This window comes from Oleiharenicola lentus (assembly GCF_051660365.1).
Lineage (GTDB): Bacteria > Verrucomicrobiota > Verrucomicrobiia > Opitutales > Opitutaceae > Lacunisphaera > Lacunisphaera lenta_A.
Map to the genome: position 1 here is coordinate 3,041,057 of NZ_JBOZXB010000001.1, position 16,987 is coordinate 3,058,043.

At 58.8% G+C, this 16,987-nt stretch carries 14 protein-coding genes; 9 read left to right on the forward strand and 5 right to left on the reverse strand.

From position 1 onward, the window contains the following. Nucleotides 1–34: 34 nt before the first annotated feature. A complete protein-coding gene (locus ACRRQW_RS11725) occupies nt 35–1,918 on the reverse strand; it encodes a pectate lyase (protein WP_438481578.1) in 1,884 nt (627 codons plus the stop codon). Nucleotides 1,919–2,044: 126 nt separating this feature from the next. Between ACRRQW_RS11725 and ACRRQW_RS11730 the strand changes: the two genes are divergently transcribed. From ACRRQW_RS11730 to ACRRQW_RS11740, 3 genes are all read left to right on the forward strand, one after another. After that, a complete protein-coding gene (locus ACRRQW_RS11730; RefSeq protein WP_438481579.1) occupies nt 2,045–3,859 on the forward strand; it encodes an ATP-binding cassette domain-containing protein in 1,815 nt (604 codons plus the stop codon). 90 nt (nt 3,860–3,949) lie between these two features. Further along, entirely contained in the window at nt 3,950–4,981 is a 1,032-nt protein-coding gene (locus ACRRQW_RS11735) for an aldo/keto reductase (RefSeq protein WP_438481580.1), read from the forward strand. 231 nt (nt 4,982–5,212) lie between these two features. After that, nucleotides 5,213–7,015 (forward strand): cation:proton antiporter domain-containing protein, encoded by a 1,803-nt coding sequence (locus tag ACRRQW_RS11740; RefSeq protein ID WP_438481581.1) that lies wholly within the window; start codon nt 5,213–5,215, stop codon nt 7,013–7,015. A 70-nt stretch (nt 7,016–7,085) separates the two neighbouring features. Here the strand turns inward: ACRRQW_RS11740 and ACRRQW_RS11745 are convergent, their stop codons facing one another. After that, nucleotides 7,086–7,250: a hypothetical protein gene (locus ACRRQW_RS11745; RefSeq protein ID WP_438481582.1), complete on the reverse strand. Its 165-nt coding sequence runs from the start codon at nt 7,248–7,250 to the stop codon at nt 7,086–7,088. A gap of 461 nt (nt 7,251–7,711) precedes the next feature. On the opposite strand from ACRRQW_RS11745, the gene ACRRQW_RS11750 reads away from it, so the two are divergent. From ACRRQW_RS11750 to ACRRQW_RS11760, 3 genes are read left to right on the forward strand one after another with little or no spacing between them, the layout of a single operon-like run. Beyond that, nucleotides 7,712–8,194: an RNA polymerase sigma factor gene (locus tag ACRRQW_RS11750; protein ID WP_438481583.1), complete on the forward strand. Its 483-nt coding sequence runs from the start codon at nt 7,712–7,714 to the stop codon at nt 8,192–8,194. Next, nucleotides 8,181–8,792 carry a hypothetical protein gene (locus tag ACRRQW_RS11755; protein WP_438481584.1) on the forward strand — a complete coding sequence of 204 codons (612 nt, stop codon included), beginning with the start codon at nt 8,181–8,183 and terminating at the stop codon, nt 8,790–8,792. Before ACRRQW_RS11750 ends, ACRRQW_RS11755 begins: the two co-directional genes overlap by 14 nt. Before the next feature lie 21 nt (nt 8,793–8,813). Then, nucleotides 8,814–8,978 carry a hypothetical protein gene (locus ACRRQW_RS11760; RefSeq protein ID WP_438481585.1) on the forward strand — a complete coding sequence of 55 codons (165 nt, stop codon included), beginning with the start codon at nt 8,814–8,816 and terminating at the stop codon, nt 8,976–8,978. On the opposite strand, the gene ACRRQW_RS11765 is transcribed toward ACRRQW_RS11760, so the two are convergent. Next, on the reverse strand, nt 8,975–11,341 hold the full coding sequence (locus tag ACRRQW_RS11765) for a tetratricopeptide repeat protein (protein ID WP_438481586.1): 2,367 nt from the start codon (nt 11,339–11,341) through the stop codon (nt 8,975–8,977). The genes ACRRQW_RS11760 and ACRRQW_RS11765 overlap by 4 nt on opposite strands. A gap of 223 nt (nt 11,342–11,564) precedes the next feature. Here ACRRQW_RS11765 and ACRRQW_RS11770 point away from each other — a divergent pair, with 223 nt between their 5' ends. Beyond that, nucleotides 11,565–12,818, forward strand: coding sequence for a Bcr/CflA family multidrug efflux MFS transporter (locus tag ACRRQW_RS11770; RefSeq protein WP_438481587.1), 1,254 nt, complete (start codon nt 11,565–11,567; stop codon nt 12,816–12,818). 67 nt (nt 12,819–12,885) lie between these two features. On the opposite strand, the gene ACRRQW_RS11775 is transcribed toward ACRRQW_RS11770, so the two are convergent. Further along, entirely contained in the window at nt 12,886–13,842 is a 957-nt protein-coding gene (locus ACRRQW_RS11775) for a redoxin family protein (protein ID WP_438481588.1), read from the reverse strand. A gap of 212 nt (nt 13,843–14,054) precedes the next feature. Here ACRRQW_RS11775 and ACRRQW_RS11780 point away from each other — a divergent pair, with 212 nt between their 5' ends. Next, nucleotides 14,055–15,314, forward strand: a complete 1,260-nt coding sequence (locus tag ACRRQW_RS11780) for a diaminopimelate decarboxylase (protein WP_438481589.1) — start codon at nt 14,055–14,057, stop codon at nt 15,312–15,314. 356 nt (nt 15,315–15,670) lie between these two features. Here the strand turns inward: ACRRQW_RS11780 and ACRRQW_RS11785 are convergent, their stop codons facing one another. Beyond that, nucleotides 15,671–16,309, reverse strand: coding sequence for a DUF3826 domain-containing protein (locus ACRRQW_RS11785; protein ID WP_438481590.1), 639 nt, complete (start codon nt 16,307–16,309; stop codon nt 15,671–15,673). Between the two features lie 149 nt (nt 16,310–16,458). Between ACRRQW_RS11785 and ACRRQW_RS11790 the strand changes: the two genes are divergently transcribed. Then, on the forward strand, nt 16,459–16,887 hold the full coding sequence (locus ACRRQW_RS11790) for a hypothetical protein (protein ID WP_438481591.1): 429 nt from the start codon (nt 16,459–16,461) through the stop codon (nt 16,885–16,887). Nucleotides 16,888–16,987: the final 100 nt, after the last annotated feature.

The window sequence follows — 16,987 nt, forward strand, 5'->3', positions numbered from 1 at the left end:
CCGCGCAAGTCAACTCGGGCGCTTCCGGCGAAGCTTAACGGGTTTCTGTCTCCGCCAATTGCAAAGTCACGACGGTGGGCTCGTCGGGCGTCGTGGTGATTTCGAGCACGATTGGCACGCATTCGAGGGCAGGAAACGGACACCAGTAACGGTCCGCGTCCGCGCCGGCGGCGAAGTTAAATGGCACACCTTGTGAATCGGCGCGCAACGCCCAGGTTTGATTCGAGGCGTTGGGCTGAAGATTGATTTGCTGCGGAGAAATCTGCGCCAGCCGCAAGGCGTCGTGTTTTACGAACGGCTCGACGATGCGGATCGCCTGTGCGCGTGGCGACGTGAGGGTGAATTCCTTGGTGAGATTGCCCGCAAAAAACCGATGCGTAAGCGAGTAACCGACATCGCTGACGCGGCCGTCAGCGGCGAGTAAGCGACCGGTGGTCATGACGCGCACGTGGTCTTTTTCTTCGGTGACGGTCATGCGTCCCTGATCTTCAAACAAGTTGGTGAAATACCCGCCGTCGATGATGCATTCGATGCGCGGAGTCAGCGGCCGCAGCGGTTGTTCGATCGGCATGTGGGCTTTTTCTTCGCGCCGGTAAACGGTGACCGAGGAAGTTTGCGCAAAGCCCGTCGCGCCGAATCCTTGGATCCAGAGATTCGTGAGGCTGCCGCCACGGCTCACGAGTTCGCGGCCATAACGCGCGATCCCGTCGTAAGCGGACACGGTGGCCATGAATTTCTCCGTGCGCACCACGGCGACTTTCGTAGTCGGGAAAAAACGATGCCATGACGTCACCGGCGTCCGGGCGGGTGGATTTATTTCTGCAGCGGCGGTCGCAGGCGCGTAGGCGAGCGCCATCGCCAGGCTCTGCGCGCGCGTGAACGTCGAATAGAGGCAGGGTGGTTGCGTCGAGGCGTGGCGATGCGCTTGCGGGCTTTGAATGACTTCGCCGCCACGCAGGTTGTGTTGAATCAAATAATCAAGGCACCGGTCACCGGTTGGGCCGAAGGTGGGATCGAGGTCCGCAAGCAGCGCGAACGTAAAATACACGCCCGGCGCGGTTTTCGTGCCGCTCTCGTAAGTCCATTTGAAAGATCGCGTGCCCCACGAGTTGTCCACGCTGCCGTTGGGATAAACAAAGGTCGCATGAGCGCGGAGCAGTTTCGCCGCGTGCGCGCGGAGCGTTTCGTCTGACTTGAGCTGGCCGTAGAGCGCGATGTAGCCGATGGACTGCGCGAGGTTGTAACCGAGATCGACGCCCAAGCCTTCGCCCACGATGAAATCGTCAGCGTTCGTGGCGTTGACGATAAGCGTCATCAACGCGTCCGCTTTGGCCAGCCAGTCCGGCGGCGGATTTTCTACGACTTGGGTCGCGAGCCACAACGCCACGGAACCGGTCGGTTGGTAGTTGATGTTGGTGATCGGAAACGTCGCGACCACATGATCGGCAGCGCGACGCATTGCTTGTTGCCACGCGCCGCGTTCCACGAGCGAGAGATGCGGTTGCAGAATCGGATAAGCGCCGGCCAGCGAGATGAGTTGGTCGGAAGTCGTGCCTTTCCAGCCATCGTGATTTGGCCATTCTTCACCCCACGCCCCGCCGGGTTGTTGGATTTTAAGCAACCACGCTGCGAGGTGCCGCGCAGCGTCGCGGTAGCGACTTTCGCCGGTTTCATGGTAGGCGATAGCGAGTGGATAAACCGCCTCTGCGCCGCGCGAGTGCAATGGGTGGCGCTGCGGATTCGTGCTCGGACACACCAGCGCGCCGAAATCAGGCGAGGTCGAATCGGTGATTTGCGCGGCGACTAGGGTGTCGCACAACTGCAACAACGTCTGCCGGTAACGCGCGTCGAGGGCGTTGGCCGTAAGGCCGAGGGTAAGCAGGACTAGCAGGTAAAACAGGAGGCGAAAGCGCGACATGGGGCGGGGCGTGGGGCGAGACTGGCCGCCCCCGCGATCGCGGCAAGGGAGCCGTTGGTAGAGTCGATAAACAAACCGAGCTTTGGGTTGCACACGGCGAGCCGCAGCCTACTTTTGACCGTTCTCATGGCTTCTCTGCTCAATTTACTCGACGTAAACCTCCACTTCGGCGGCCCGGCGATTCTGGAAAAAGTTAACTTCCAAATCGAATCCGGCGAACGCGTCTGCTTGGTAGGACGCAATGGCGCGGGCAAATCCACGCTGATGAAGGTCATCACGGGCGCCATGCAGCCGGACACCGGCGATGTGTTTCGTCCGCAAGGTGCGGTTTACCGCCAATTGAGCCAGGATGTGCCGACCGATCTGACGGGCAGCGTGCATGACATCGTGTTCGCCGGACTGCGCCCGAACGACGACCATCACGAGGAAGATTGGGAGCGCGACGTGCGCGTGGAGGATTTGATCACCGCCATCGGGCTGAAACCTGAGCAGGAATTTTCGCAGCTTTCGGGTGGATTGAAACGTCGTGCGTTGCTCGCGCGCGCGCTGGCGGCGCAGCCGGATTTGCTGTTGCTCGACGAGCCGACCAACCATCTCGATCTCGAATCGATTCTCTGGCTTGAAGAATTTTTGTTGGAGAAAAAGCCCACGCTTTTCTTCGTGACCCACGATCGTGCGTTCCTGCGCAAGATTGCGACGCGCATCGTCGAACTCGACCGCGGCCGCCTCGCGGGCTGGGCGTGCGATTACGACACGTATCTTGTCCGCAAACAGGAAGTGCTCGAAGCGGAAGAAAAACAACGCGCGTTGTTCGACAAAAAACTCGCCCAGGAAGAAGAGTGGATTCGTCGCGGCGTGAAGGCCCAGCGCTCCCGCGCCACGGCGCGTATCCATGCCTTGCACGACATGCGGGCAGAGGCGCGCGCTCGTCGCGATCGCGTTGGCAACGCCACGATTAAGGTCACCGAGGCCGAACGCACCGGCGTAAAAGTCATCGACGCCGAGAAGGTTTCCTTTGCGTGGGCGGATGGGAAAGTCGTTATCCGCGATCTCTCCCTCATCGTCCAACGCGGTGAAAAAATCGGCATCCTTGGGCCGAACGGCGCCGGCAAGACGACGCTCATCAAATTACTTTTAGGACAACTTCAGCCCACGAGCGGCGTGCTCAAGCACGGCACGAATCTCGAAGTGGTTTACTTCGATCAGCTGCGCTCGCAGATCGACGACAACAAAACCGTCGCCGACAACATCGCGAACGGTAATCCGACCGTCACGATCGAAGGCCACTCGCGCAACGTCATCAGCTACCTGCAGGACTTCCTGTTCGAGCCGTCGCGGGCCCGCACGCCGGCGAAAGTGCTCTCGGGTGGCGAACGCAACCGCTTGCTGCTCGCGCGCCTGTTCACGCAGCCGGCCAATGTGCTCGTGCTCGACGAACCGACCAACGATCTCGACGCAGAGACGCTCGATCTGCTCGAGGATTTGCTCGTGGAGTTTAAAGGCACGATTCTTGTGGTGAGCCATGATCGCGCATTTCTCGATGAAGTCGTGACCAGCACGCTCGTGTTCGAAGGCGACGGGCGCATCGGCGATTACGTCGGCGGCTACACGGATTGGCAGCACGAGAAAAAGAAGATGGCGGCGCGCGCGGCATTGCCTGCGCCAGCGGTCCAGCGCGCTGAATCGAAACCGGCTTCTGGGAAAGTTACGCCGGCGCGGAAACTCAACTCGAAGGAGCAGAAAGAACTCGAAGCGTTACCCGCGAAGATCGAAGCGCTCGAAAAAGAACAGGGCGAACTCACCGCGAAGCTCGCGGATCCTTCGTTCTACAAAAAAGAAGCCGCGAAATTCGCCGAAGTGAAAAAACGCCTCGAACTCGTCGAAAAGGAACACGCCGTGACATTCGCACGCTGGGAAGAATTGGAAGCGACGAAGGGCTGAGGTTCGCAAATCGCTCCAGCGGCGTATTTCGAACGTTTGTTTTTTCCGATGAGCTGGGCATGGTGACCGGCTCACCCACCTACACTCATCATGGAATATCGCAGACTCGGTCACTCAGGTTTTAAGGTTCCCGCGCTTACGTTCGGGACGGGGACATTTGGCGGCAAGCCGCCGATGTTCAGCTCGTGGGGCGCGAGCGATGTCGCCGAGGCCACGCGCCTCGTGGATATCTGCCTCGAGGCGGGAGTTACCATGTTCGACTCCGCCGATATTTATTCTGCGGGCGAAGCCGAAAAAATTCTCGGTGCGGCGATAAAAGGCCGACGCGATAAAACTCTCATTTCGACCAAGGCGACCTTCCGCTCCGGCGAAGGCCCGAACGAGGTCGGCTCGTCGCGTCAGCATTTGACGGCTGCGGTCGAAGGGTCGTTGAAGCGCCTCGGCACGGATTACATCGATCTGTTTCAACTCCACGGTTTCGATGCGCAGACACCGATCGAAGAGACGTTGCAGACACTCGATGGGTTGGTGCGCGCCGGAAAGATTCGTTATCTCGGCGTCTCTAATTTCTCGGGCTGGCATCTGATGAAGTCGCTGCTGACCTCGGAGAAATACGGCCTGTCGCGCTATGTCGCGAACCAGACTTATTATTCGCTCGTCGGCCGTGACTATGAATGGGAGTTGATGCCGCTTGGTCTTGAGCAGGGCGTGGGCGCAGTCGTGTGGAGCCCGCTCGGTTGGGGACGGTTAACAGGTAAGATCCGCCGTGGTCAGCCGTTGCCGGAAAACAGCCGCTTGCAAGGTCAGGCGTCGCGCGATGCCGGCCCGCAGGTTGATCAGGAATACCTTTATCAGGTCGTCGACGCGCTCGACGCGATTGCGGCAGAAACCGGCAAAACCGTGCCGCAGGTCGCGCTCAACTGGCTGCTGCAACGTCCGACGGTTTCCACGATCGTGATCGGTGCGCGTAACGAAGAGCAACTCCGCCAAAATCTGGGCGCCGTCGGCTGGAATTTGACCAAGGAACAAGTCGCGAAACTCGACGCCGCCAGCGAGCGGCCGAAGGCGTATCCGTATTGGCATCAGGCGTTCTTTTCAGAGCGGAATCCTTCGCCGGTTTAAACTCGGTGGGAGAGGTTTGCGTGCGTTGAGGCGCTCGGATTTTACGATGATGCGAACGGTGAGGCTCACAAAAGCCTTACCTAAGCTCATTGCAGTGTGGTGCATGGAACTCTCGCAAAAATAATGCGCCTTTACTCGGGCGCGCGGGAAGGTTTTACAGAACGAGTTTTTTACGCGACTGGCGCGGCGTGGGCTGCCGCTGGGAGTTGAACATTCATTCTTAACGGGCCTATGCATCACGATCTAACTCTGATTTCGACCGTCGCGGTCGGTTTCGTCCTCGCTTTCATCTTCGGGTATATCGTTGCCAAAGTGCACCTGCCACCGCTCGTCGGCTACTTGTTGGCGGGCGTGGCAATCGGGCCGTTCACGCCGGATATTGTGATCGGGCCGCTCACGATCGGTTATGTGGCGGACTCCACAATGGCCAATCAACTGGCCGAAATCGGCGTGATGTTATTGATGTTCGGCGTCGGCCTGCATTTTTCGGCGGCCGATTTGCTGGCGGTGCGGCGCATCGCGATTCCCGGGGCGGTCATCCAGATCGTGCTGGCTACGTTGATTGGTGTCGGGATGGCGATGTGGTGGGGCTGGTCATTCGGTGCAGGGCTCGTATTGGGGTTAAGTCTTTCCGTGGCGTCCACGGTGGTGTTGCTCAAAGCCCTCGAAGAGCGCAACGGCGTCTCGACGCCGAATGGGCGCATCGTGATCGGTTGGCTCATCATGGAGGATCTCGCGATGGTGCTGACGCTCGTGTTGCTGCCGGCGTTTGCCGGCGTGCTTGGCGGTCATGTGCCGGACGATGGTCATGGCGCGCACGGCCCGCTTTGGCTGACGCTGCTTAATACGTTTATCAAGGTCACCGCGTTCATGATGATCGCGATGTTTTTTGGCCCGAAGGTCATGCCGTGGTTGTTAAAACAAGTCGCCCGCACCGGTTCGCGTGAGTTGTTTACGCTGGGCGTGCTGGCGATCTCGCTCGGCATCGCGTTTGCCTCGGCGAAACTATTCGACGTGTCGTTTGCGCTCGGGGCGTTTTTTGCGGGCGTGGTGTTGAACGGATCCGAACTCAGCCATAAAGCCGCGGCCAACTCGCTACCGTTGCAGGACGCGTTCGCCGTGTTGTTTTTCGTTTCGGTGGGCATGCAATTCGATCCGGCGATCTTGTTTCAAGAACCGCTCAAAGTGATCGGGGTGCTGTCGATTATTTTGGTCGGTAAATCGTTGGTCGCTTTCGGCATCGTGTGGGTGGTGGGTTATCCGTTTAGCACCGCCGTGCTGGCCTCGGCGGCGCTGGCGCAGATTGGCGAATTCTCGTTCATTCTCGGCGGCCTCGGCATCACTTACGGGCTCATGCCAGCGGACGGTTTGAGCCTGATTCTCGCCGGTGCGTTGATCTCGATTCCGCTGAACCCGCTGGTCTTCACCCTCGCGGACCGCAGCAACCGGTGGCTGCGCCGCCATCCGGCGTTGAAGCATCGGCTCGAGGATTCCCGCGATGGCGCGGTCGGTCCGTTTGCGCGCCTCAAAGCCGAACTCGAAGCCGTGCGCCTCAAAATCGAGCAGAAAGCGCACGCGCACAAATCCGTCAGTCCGGAGGAACTGGTCAGCCATTTCCCGTTGTTCGGCACGATGTCTCCAGAGCAACGCGAGACGCTCATTCTGCACTTTCACAATCGTGAAGCGCAGCCGGGCGAACGCATCATCCGCCGCGGCGACAAGGCCGACGCCGTGTATTTTATTTCAGAAGGCCAGGTCGAGGTCGCGCTGCGTGACGGCCGCAAAATCAAGCTCAGCCCGGGCGGCTTTTTCGGTGAAATGGCGTTGCTCAGTGGCGAACGTCGCTCGGCCGATGTCACCGCGCTCGATTACAGCAAGTTCCTCACGCTCGATCAGGCGGACTTCCGGCAGTTCTTGAAGAAGCACCCGAGCATCCGCGAACACGTCGCGGCACTCGCCGCCGAACGCGGCCACATGAACAGCACCGCCCCGCAAGATCCGGCGATGGAGTCCAGCATGCGCTCTGGCGCGTAAACGCCGGCGGGCGAAAAACCGTCCGCTTGCGCGGCGCGCCGCGGGCAAAAGATCCAGACGCGTTGTTGACTCATGCCGCGACTGGAGTCTGCGGCGCAGGCATGCCAGGGTAATAGCTGAGGACGAGAAATTCGTGGCGGTCGCCCGCGCGCTTTTGCGGCGTGGTCGGATTCGTTTGCGTGGGGAAACGACGCGGCTGGCGCGTCGGGCGGTGGAGTTTGGTTTTGTTTTTCATGATGGGAAAAGTGGTGGTGCTTTTCCCCTCCGTCTCACCGTAGGCCAAAAAAAAGCCCCTCCGGTGAAAACACCGGAGGGGCAAAGTCGTGTGAACGATCAGGCTCCTCGCGGCGTGCGCGTAATGGATACGGATACGGCTACAATGGCGGAGAGGCCATTGAGGGAGCTGAGGAGCTGTTTGCCGTAGCAGTTCATGAAGTTCGTGAGCAAGGAGGCGGAAGAATCGCGCATTGTCCAGCGCGGAAATTTTAGAGGACAAAACTGAAGGTGATTTATGTGGAAATCAGGAAAGCAGGAACGAGCCGGAGTGAGCTGAATTTTTTCCTGATTTCCTGAGTTCCAAATTAGTTTTTTTCGATGAGTTGCTTTTTCGTGTAAGGAAATCCCTCGAGCGGCATCTTATGGTGCACTCGATTGCCTGTGACTCACGCTGAACAACATGACTGCTTTAACGCCTGGATGCGCGATCACGCGCGCATTCTCCACCATGTGGCGAACGGTTTTGCGACCGGCACAGATCGCGATGATTTACTGCAGGAGCTAATGGTGGCGTTGTGGCGGGCGGTGCCGGCATTTCAAGGTGGGAGCAAAGCATCGACGTTCATTTACCGGGTCGTGCATAATGCCGCGCTCACGTGGCGGCGCACGCAGCACAACTATCGCAAGCACATCGATCGCTTCGAGGCGCTGACGGTGCGCGACGCGCGAACCGCCGCATCCGTGGCGAGTCGTGAACAGGAAACGCTTGAGACGATTTACGCCCACATCCGCCAATTGCCGCCGGTGGATCGTTCGCTGATTTTGCTGCACCTCGATGAAGTGAGTTACGCCGATATGGCTGAGCTCCACGGCCTGAGCGAGAGCAACGTCGGCGCGCGGCTGACGCGGCTGAAACAAAAATTAACCGAATCCATGCAGGAAATTTCCCATGAACTTCGCTGACATCCAAACCACGTGGCGCTCGCCACACAACGGGCCGTCACCGGCCCAACTCGACTCCATGAAACATCACTTCACGAACGACCTGCTGCGCCGTCGGCGCGGCACCACGATTTTTATCAGCGTCATTGTCACCGTGCTCACGGCGATCACGGTTTCGTTCGCGGCATTTGCGTTTGGGGCGCACGAGCCGGGGCGTGATTTTGATTTCTCGCGCGAGTGGGGCGTGGGACTGCTGTTGCTCATTCCCTGGGCCGGCGCAGCAGTGATCGCGTGGAATACGATTCGTCATCGCACCGCGCATGGGAATTTCGACCGCTCGCTCGCGGACAGCATGCGCGCGTTGCTCGATGAAAATAACGCCAGCCGGACGCGCCTTAAAGTCGTCGCGACGTTACACGGCGTCCTGCTCGTCGTGTTGCCGCTGGTGGTCTATCAACTGCGTGGGGTCGGCAAGGCGGGCAACGAAATTATCGTGCCGGCGTTCGTGGTGTGGCCGTTGTTGTCGGCGGGAATTTTGCTCGGTATGCGCTGGCACTATCAACGCACGTTGCTGCCGCGGAAACGCGAGCTCGAGTCGTTGCTGCAGAGCTACGAATAAGCGCACACATCCTCGCGCGTTATGAAACCCTGGGTCCTCTGGCTGCTGTCCCTTTGCTTGATGCTCATCGTGCCGTCGTGGCGCGAAGCGTTCGAAGACGCGTGGGAGCAAGCGCCCAAGGTCGCGCGGAAAGCTGGCGCCGTTAAACAACCTGCCGTGACGCCGATGAACGAACCGGCCAATTAACCAGGGTCGAGGTGCAGGCCTTCGATGGACGCTTTTTTCCAGTGAGCCGCGTCTTCCGGGCTACGGTTGATGATTTCGCCTTTCTCGAAAGCGGCCGCAAGGGCACGCGCCGTTTCGTTATCGCCGCGTGCGCCGGCAGCTTGGAGAAGTTCGAAGGCGCGATCCTCATTTTTTTCCAGATCGATTCCGTCGTGATAAAGTTTTGCGAGCGCCAGTCCGGCTTGCCATTGGTTGTTACCATAGAGCGCGGTTTCGAGCAGCTCGCGGACTTCGTTCATGTCTTTCGTGGTGCCCCATTGCGCGTGCTGGATGATTTCGGCGATGCGGATGAAATGAAACGGATCTTGCTCGGCTGCTTCGCGCAAGAGTTGGAAGGCGCGCGCCGGCTCGGCTTTTAACCCGCCTTTGCCCGTCGCGAGCAGTTCTGCGAAGCCGGCCTGGCTGCGGGGCGTCGGCTCTTTGGCGAGGACAGTTTGGAAATACGCGACTGACTGCGGAAAGTCGCCGATGGCCGCCGCGAGCATGGCGGCGTCTTCTGTAGCGCGGGCGATCTTCGCGGCGCTGGCGACGGCGAGCCATTTTTTGGCCTCGGCGACGAGTGCAGGATTTGGCATTTCCTGAGCGACGACCTCGCCGGTCAACCAAGTGCCGAGTTGCGCGGCGCAAAGCACGTCGCCTTTTTCAGCGGCGGTGCGGCAAATTTTTTTGGCATCTTCGCGATCAAAACCGGGCAGGCGTAAATCATCGATGAGTTGCGCGAGCGGCAGCGCGGCGGGCAGAAAGCCATACGTCCAGGATTGCTGATATTCCACGGCGAGCTTGTGCAGCGTATCGGGCTCCAGTGCTTCGCTGTTGGCGCGCGATAGCGTGGCGTGCTCGTAAAGCAGTTCGCCGTATTCGGCGAAATCAGGATGCGCGGGATCGAGCGGCACGGCTTTCGTCGCGAGCGCTTTGCCCGTCCACTCGAGCCAGACGGAATTTTCCGTGAGGATTGGATAATCTTTTTTCTGAACCAAGCGGCGCAGCATCACGACGGGATGCGGGAAACACTGGCCGGACAACTCGGCGTAATTAGCGGCTTCGCTGTAGAATTGGACGAGGTGTTCTTTCGTGGCGGGGAGGATCTGACCGTTGACGCAAACGTTCGGCCACGGCAGCGGATGGGTGAGCAGCAAGTCAGCGACGTGAGCTTTGACGCGCGCTTGTTTCGAGTCGTCGAAGATCACGGAGTTCATCGACTCCGGTTTCACGTTTCTAAAATGGCCCGAAGTGGCGATGCTCAGGTAGAGGATCGCTTTATCGATATCACGCGGGAGGATTTTTCCTTCCTCGTAAAAAGTGCCGAGCGCGGCGGCGAGCCGGTGCGCCGAGGAGCGCGCGCAATCTTCGTCGCGGCGAACGGCAAATTCCCAGAGTGCCAGCGTCTCCGCGGGCACGCCGGCGAGCGTGGGGTTCGCGGCGAGTTCGAGTTCGAACCACTCCCAGCCAGCGGCGCCCGTGTAGTAGTCATACGCATGCACCTTTGGATTTGCGCGCTGAAATTCGATGAGCTGGCGATACGTCGCGATGGCTTTGGGGGTGTCTGGTTTAAAATTGATCCCGTCGCGATAATCGCGCGCGAGCGCGATGGCGCACACGCCGATGCCTTGGGAAGCGCCGAGTTCTTGGAAATGCCGCGCTTTGTTCGCGTCGGCGACGAGTTTGCCGGGAATGCCGGTCGCGTAAGCGTCGGCGAGCTGGCGCGTGGCATCGCGATCTCCGGCGAGCGCGAGCACGGCGAGAATTTCCAGCGCAGCAGGGAAATTCGCGTAGGCATCTTTGCCGAGGTAGATGCCGAGTAATTTGCTGCGCGCTTCCTTGTCGCCGCCTTCAGCCGCGCGCTGCAACCACGCAAAGCCGGAAGCTTTGGTGTTATTCGAACTGAACGCGAAAAATTCAAGGATGCCGAGACGACGCATCGATTCGACGTTGCCCGCGTTGGCTTCGTTGCGCAGCACCGTGACGAGCGAGGGTTTCGGCGGCGGCGGATTTTCACGCTGGCTCTGCGCGAAGCGTTCGACGCTCTTCACCCAATCGTAGGCGTCCCGTTCACTTTGTTCGTCCTGGTAACGCTCGCGGCCAGTGCGACGATCGAACTTTGGTTTCGTGCCCATCGTTTTCCGAATCTCTGCAATTGTGTTCGAAAAATCCGGCGTGTAGCCGCCGCGATTGGTGACGGGCGCGTTGATGCGATCGTTATAGGCGTTGGAGCGCACGGCGTTTTCGTAGGCGGCGGAGCCGTAGCGATATTGGTAGGGACTTTCGGCGAGAAGCAGCGTGGGGATGAACCAAAGGCCGACGATCAGCGGGCGCGGGAGAAACATGGAGCGGCTATGCAACTCGGGGAAAAGGGCGATTCAACGCGTTTCGGTTATGGCAGTCGAAGTTTCCGGTGGGATTCGGCGTTTACTGAATTTTCATTTCCGCTGAAAAAACATTAGCGCGAACGATGGAGAGGGTGGTTGGCGCGACTAAGCGAGGTGAAACGCGTGATAATCACATCCGGCTCGTTGCAATTGGCAGGCGGCCGGCTCTTCTGACGGGCTCATGGATATTCCGGACGCACCGTCCTCTTCTTATTCACCTGACGATGCCAGTCGGCCGCGTCCGGGAAAATCGCTCGTATTCATTCTCGGCGCGCTGACGGTGATCGCGCCGTTCGCGATCGACATGTATCTGCCAGCGTTGCCACAGATCGGCACCGAACTCGGCGTGGATGTGGGCAAGGTGCAGCTGACGCTTTCAGTGTTCCTGATCGGCATGGCGGCGGGGCAGGCGTTCATGGGGCCGATCGTTGACCGTTACGGGCGGCGCGCGCCGTTGTTGATCGGGCTCGCGGTGTTTGTGGTCGCGTGCATTGGGTGCGCACAGGCGCAATCGATGGCCTCGCTGCTCGCGTGGCGACTGGTGATGGCGCTCGGTTCGGCGGCGAGCTTGGTAGTGCCGCGCGCGGTGGTGCGGGATTTGTTCAACCAGCGCGAGTCCGCGAAAATGTATTCCATGCTGATGTTGATCCTCGGGATCTCGCCGATTTTTGCGCCGATGCTGGGCGGCTGGATGATCGGCGTGACGGGGTGGCGGGGAATTTTCTGGGTGCTCGCGGGGATTGGCGTGGCGTGCGCGGCGGTGGTCATGGCCGCGCTGCCGGATTCGTCGCCCGATTCGCGTCCGAAAACCATCGGATTGAAATCTGCGCTGAAGACTTACTGGAGCCTGCTGAAAGATAAACGCTTCCTCGGCGCGACGCTCGTGGCGGGATTTATGATAGGCACGATTTTCACTTACCTGAGCGCGTCGGCATTTGTGTTTATCGATCTACACGCGCTCACGCCGCAGCAATACGCGCTCGCGTTCGGTTTTAACGGCATCGGCATGATCCTCGCGTCGCAGGTCAATCGTTGGCTGTTGAATCGCTTTCGCGTGGGGCAGGTGCTTTCGGGCGCGTTGTTGGGCAGCGTGCTGGTGGGCGCGGCGCTGATTGTGACGAGCAATACTGGATGGGGCGGCCTGCCGATGGTGATCGCGCTGCTGTTTCTCAATTTGTCCGTGACGGGATTTATCGGGCCAAACATCGGAGCGATCGCGATGGCGCCGTTTGGAGAGATCGCGGGCAGCGCTTCGGCATTGCTCGGGACGATTCAGTTTGGCGTGGGCGCGCTCGCGGGCGCCATGGTGGGATTATTGCACAACGGCACGGCGATGCCGATGGCGATTGGCATCGCGGGCTGTGCGGTCGCGAGTTTCGCGATCTGGCACACGATGGTGCGCAAGCAAGTGATGGCTGCGCCGTCCTCGCACTGAGTGCGTAAGAATAAAAAGCCCCGCGTGGAAAAACGCGGGGCGGGTGAGTTCGGAAATTAACCGAAGTTTACTCGGCCTTCTTCGTTGGGAGCGGCAGGTTGAACTCCTTTAAGATCGCTTCGATTTTGCCGGAGATGTCGGCGGCTTTGTTGCCCGGATGCAGACCGGTATGGCGGACCGTGCCGTCGGGCGCGATGATCGCGAGGTAAGGGATGCCTTGGATGCCGTAGTCGGGATTGAACACTTGCTCTTCGCTGAAGGCGACGTCCCACGTGATTTCTTTTGCTTTCATGAAGTCAGGCATGAGCGCCATTTCCTTGGCTGGATCATCCTTGGTGTTGATGCGCGGGCCCATGTTGGCGACGAAACCCTGAATGCTGGTCACGCCGATAAAGGTGACGGGGGAATCTTTGAAATGTTCGACGTGTTCGCGCACTTGCGGGAACGACGCGATACACGGCCCGCACCACGTCGCCCAGAAATCGAGGACGACGACTTTGCCTTTGAGGGCAGAGAGCGTCGTGAGGTCGCCTTTCGACGACCACTTGAAATGCAATTCAGGAGCGGGTGCGCCGACGAGCCCGGCGAGTTTCGCTTTGCGCGCTTCCGCAGCGGCAGCAGCTTTGGCTTTTCCTTCGGGGCTGGTTTGTTCGAGCACGCGGGCGGCTTGAGTGGCAATCTTGGTGGTCGGATAATCTGCAACGATGCCCTTAAGCGCTTCGCGCGCTTTGTCTTCATCGTTGAGCACCTCTAGGTAAAGGCTCGCTTTCATGAACGCGATGCGCGCGGTTTCCTCGGTCTTCTCCGCGTATTTTGCGAGCAGCGCGTCGAATTCTGCGAGTTCCGGCGCGAGGGCTTCGGCGGTTTTGTTGCCGGCGCTAATTTTAGTGCGCACTTTGCCGACAATCGCGTTGAGCTCGGTAACGATGGGACTTGGGACGGGAGCCGCCGGGGCTTGGGCGAAGGACGAAAGAACGGTCGCGATGCTCAGAACACAGATGGCGAAAAGAGAGCGTAATTTCATAAAAAAGAGATGAGTGAACTAAGTCTAGGAGCGCGACTAGCGCAATTTATTCCTGAGTTTCAGCCGCGGGTAACAAATGCTCACGGCGCACTGGAATAAGGGAATGCGCGTTTCGTTTTTGCAGAACATGAGACCTTCGAACGTTTATGGCGGGGCGCAGGTCTGGCGTTGACGCTGGCGGGATTGATGGGCTCTTTTCGACCTCTACGTCCATGACTGAAAAGACCCTTCCCTTCACGCAGGCACAACTCGCAGCGATCGCGGCTCAGGTGCCGACGCCGTTCCACATTTACGACGAAGCCGCCATGCGCAAAAACGCGCGCGCTTTCTACGATGCGTTCAAATGGGTGCCGGGTGGTTTCATTAATTTCTACGCCGTCAAAGCGCTCCCGAATCCGCACGTGCTCGCCGCGCTCAAAGCCGAGGGCCTCGGCGGCGACTGCTCGTCCCTTGCTGAACTCAAACTCTGCAAAGCCGTCGGCATCACGGGCGACAAAATCGTGTTCACGTCGAACGACACGCCGGATTACGAATACCAGGCTGCGGCTGAACTCGGCGCGATCATCAACCTCGATGACGTCAGCCACATCGACTTCCTCGAAAAATCCCTCGGCGGCAAACTGCCTGCGATGGTCTGCTTCCGCTACAACCCGGGCAAACTGAAAGAAGGCAACGCGATCATCGGCAAACCCGAGGACGCGAAATACGGTTTCACCCGCGAGCAACTCTTCGAAGGTTATCGCCTGCTCGTGCAGAAAGGCGTGAAACGTTTCGGCCTGCATACGATGGTCGCGTCGAACGAACTCAATCCCGACTACTTCGTCGAGACCGCGCAGATGTTGTTCGATCTCGTCGTGGAATTGAACCGCGAGCTCGGCATTAAATTTGAATTCCTGAATCTCGGCGGCGGCATCGGCATTCCTTACAAGCCCGAGCAAACTGCCGTCGACCTCGCGTCCGTCGGCAAGAAGATCGAGGAAGCTTACAACAAAACCATTGTTGCCAATGGCCTCGGCCCGATCCGCATCGCGATGGAATGCGGCCGCATGATCACCGGTCCTTACGGTTACCTCGTGTCGACCGTGCTGCACAAGAAAGCCACGTATAAAAACTACGTCGGCCTCGACGCGTGCATGGCGAACCTGATGCGTCCCGGCATGTATGGCTCGTATCACCACATCACCGTGCCCGGCAAGGAAGGCGGTGTGCGCAAAGTTTACGACGTCACCGGTTCGCTCTGCGAAAACAATGACAAATTCGCGATCGATCGTGAGATTGCCGATCCTGCGATTGGCGACCTCGTCGTGATCCACGACACCGGCGCCCACGGCCACGCGATGGGTTTCAATTACAACGGCAAACTCCGCTCCGCCGAAGTGCTTTGGCAGGGCAATGGCCAGTGGAAACAAATCCGCCGCGCCGAAACGTTAGCCGACCACTTTGCCACGCTCGATTACCCGGGCCTGGCGTAAAGTCATTCGCGCACGGATTCAGCCGCGAAAATTCCTCTTACCAAAAGCGCGCCCGAAACGGCGCGCTTTTTTATTTGGCCCATTTGGAGGCGGGGCCATCGGCCTCGCGAGTTGTGGCCTGCGATACCTGTTTTCCCGGAATAAACTTTCGCAGTTTCCGAATCAGCTTCGGCTCATTCTTCCGTATCAGCCATACTCCCACGCTGCGATTCCCGGACTGTAGGATCAGGTGCGGGCACCCACGGCCATTACTGTAATGTCGACTATGAGACGACGAACGATGAGTCACACTTTCAGGCGCAAAAAGGCTCACAGTTCGAAAGTGAGGCTAATTTTATGAGCCGTGGTGGGCTGAATTATTTCACGCCGTTCGCAGCGTCCCAGGCACGGCTGAGGGTGGGGAAGTCGTGGCCTTGGGTGGCGATATAGTTGTTGGTGATGCCGCGGTATTTGTCCCACCACTGCTTTTGCGCTTTGGCGCTGATGGCGACCATGACGTTTTCGCGGCCTTCGACGAGGAGGCCGTAGATGTGGGCTTTCTCTTCGGGTTTCAGCTTCGGGACCATTTCTTGATACATCTGCCAGAAGCGCGGGAGGCCGTCTTGGGTGAGGCCATCCTTTACGCGGTCGATGAGGAATGGAACGAGATCGGCTTCAAGTTTTCCGACGTAGGCACGACGGAGCGGAAGATACTCGGCTTTGGTTTTGACGTAAGCGGCGGCGACTTTGGTGTCGTCGGGTTTTCCAGTCGGGCTTTCCTTGGCGAGTTGGTCGATCACCACTTGGCGTGCATCGAGGACGATTTTAAGTGCGTCGAGGTATTCGACGGTGGCGGTGATGATGCGATCAGTTTTGTCAGGCTCGGCGAAACGCAGGCGTTTGATGATGCGTTCGGCGAGTTGCGGGTGGGTTTCGCCGGTGGCGGTTTGGGCGTGAGCAGAGATGGTGAACGTAAGCGTGAGGGCGAGCAGGGTAGTGACGAAGGGTGATTTCATGCGTAGGAAAAGACGGCGCGGCTCTGAGATTTTATGGGGGAAATGCGGGGATTTTTGCGGGCAAACTAAGGTGCCGTGGCGGATGAAGTAAATTAAACGTGCGTGGCGCAACGCGCGCCGAAGACGGTTTTGCGTGAAGGTGCCACGCCTTGAAATTGGGCGCACGTTTGCGGCTGTCGAAAAATCGTTCCGGGAGAAATTCCCTCCCTTTGGATTTTTTGTCCCGAGAGAAAGAGGAGGGTTTTCAGTTAGATTTAGGGCGAAGCAATCCATGCAACATGAATAAGCTCGGCACATTTTTGGAAGATAACGCAGGTGGTTTTTCGTCCACCCGGCTCGCATTTTTACTTTGGACCATCGGGGTGTTGGTGGTGTGGATTTCCTCCAGTTGGGGTGGGGAACTCGCCAAAATTGACAGCAGCATCACGACCATACTCGGGATCCTCATGAGCGGAAAAGTTGTGCAGCGCTTTGGCGAAAACCAGCCCGCGCCCGTTCAGCCGCCCAACTCCAAGCCTGCAACGAGCGGTGGAAATGCGGTCATCTCGGTGAACGTGGGCCGCGCAGAGGCGGAGTGAACTCTTCAAATATCAGCAGGGAAGATCAGGCAGTATTCAAATGAGACCAATCGAACAAAATAAAATTCCTGTCAGATCGACGTGGCAGCGGGTGTGCATC

Coding starts and splice junctions, on each gene's coding strand:
- ACRRQW_RS11725 (WP_438481578.1), bottom strand. CDS start 1,918: ATGTCGCGCTTTCGCCTCCTGTTTTACCTGCTAGTCCTGCTTACCCTC.
- ACRRQW_RS11770 (WP_438481587.1), top strand. CDS start 11,565: ATGGATATTCCGGACGCACCGTCCTCTTCTTATTCACCTGACGATGCC.
- ACRRQW_RS11755 (WP_438481584.1), top strand. CDS start 8,181: ATGAACTTCGCTGACATCCAAACCACGTGGCGCTCGCCACACAACGGG.
- ACRRQW_RS11765 (WP_438481586.1), bottom strand. CDS start 11,341: ATGTTTCTCCCGCGCCCGCTGATCGTCGGCCTTTGGTTCATCCCCACG.
- ACRRQW_RS11775 (WP_438481588.1), bottom strand. CDS start 13,842: ATGAAATTACGCTCTCTTTTCGCCATCTGTGTTCTGAGCATCGCGACC.
- ACRRQW_RS11780 (WP_438481589.1), top strand. CDS start 14,055: ATGACTGAAAAGACCCTTCCCTTCACGCAGGCACAACTCGCAGCGATC.
- ACRRQW_RS11785 (WP_438481590.1), bottom strand. CDS start 16,309: ATGAAATCACCCTTCGTCACTACCCTGCTCGCCCTCACGCTTACGTTC.
- ACRRQW_RS11730 (WP_438481579.1), top strand. CDS start 2,045: ATGGCTTCTCTGCTCAATTTACTCGACGTAAACCTCCACTTCGGCGGC.
- ACRRQW_RS11740 (WP_438481581.1), top strand. CDS start 5,213: ATGCATCACGATCTAACTCTGATTTCGACCGTCGCGGTCGGTTTCGTC.
- ACRRQW_RS11745 (WP_438481582.1), bottom strand. CDS start 7,250: ATGAAAAACAAAACCAAACTCCACCGCCCGACGCGCCAGCCGCGTCGT.
- ACRRQW_RS11735 (WP_438481580.1), top strand. CDS start 3,950: ATGGAATATCGCAGACTCGGTCACTCAGGTTTTAAGGTTCCCGCGCTT.
- ACRRQW_RS11750 (WP_438481583.1), top strand. CDS start 7,712: ATGCGCGATCACGCGCGCATTCTCCACCATGTGGCGAACGGTTTTGCG.
- ACRRQW_RS11760 (WP_438481585.1), top strand. CDS start 8,814: ATGAAACCCTGGGTCCTCTGGCTGCTGTCCCTTTGCTTGATGCTCATC.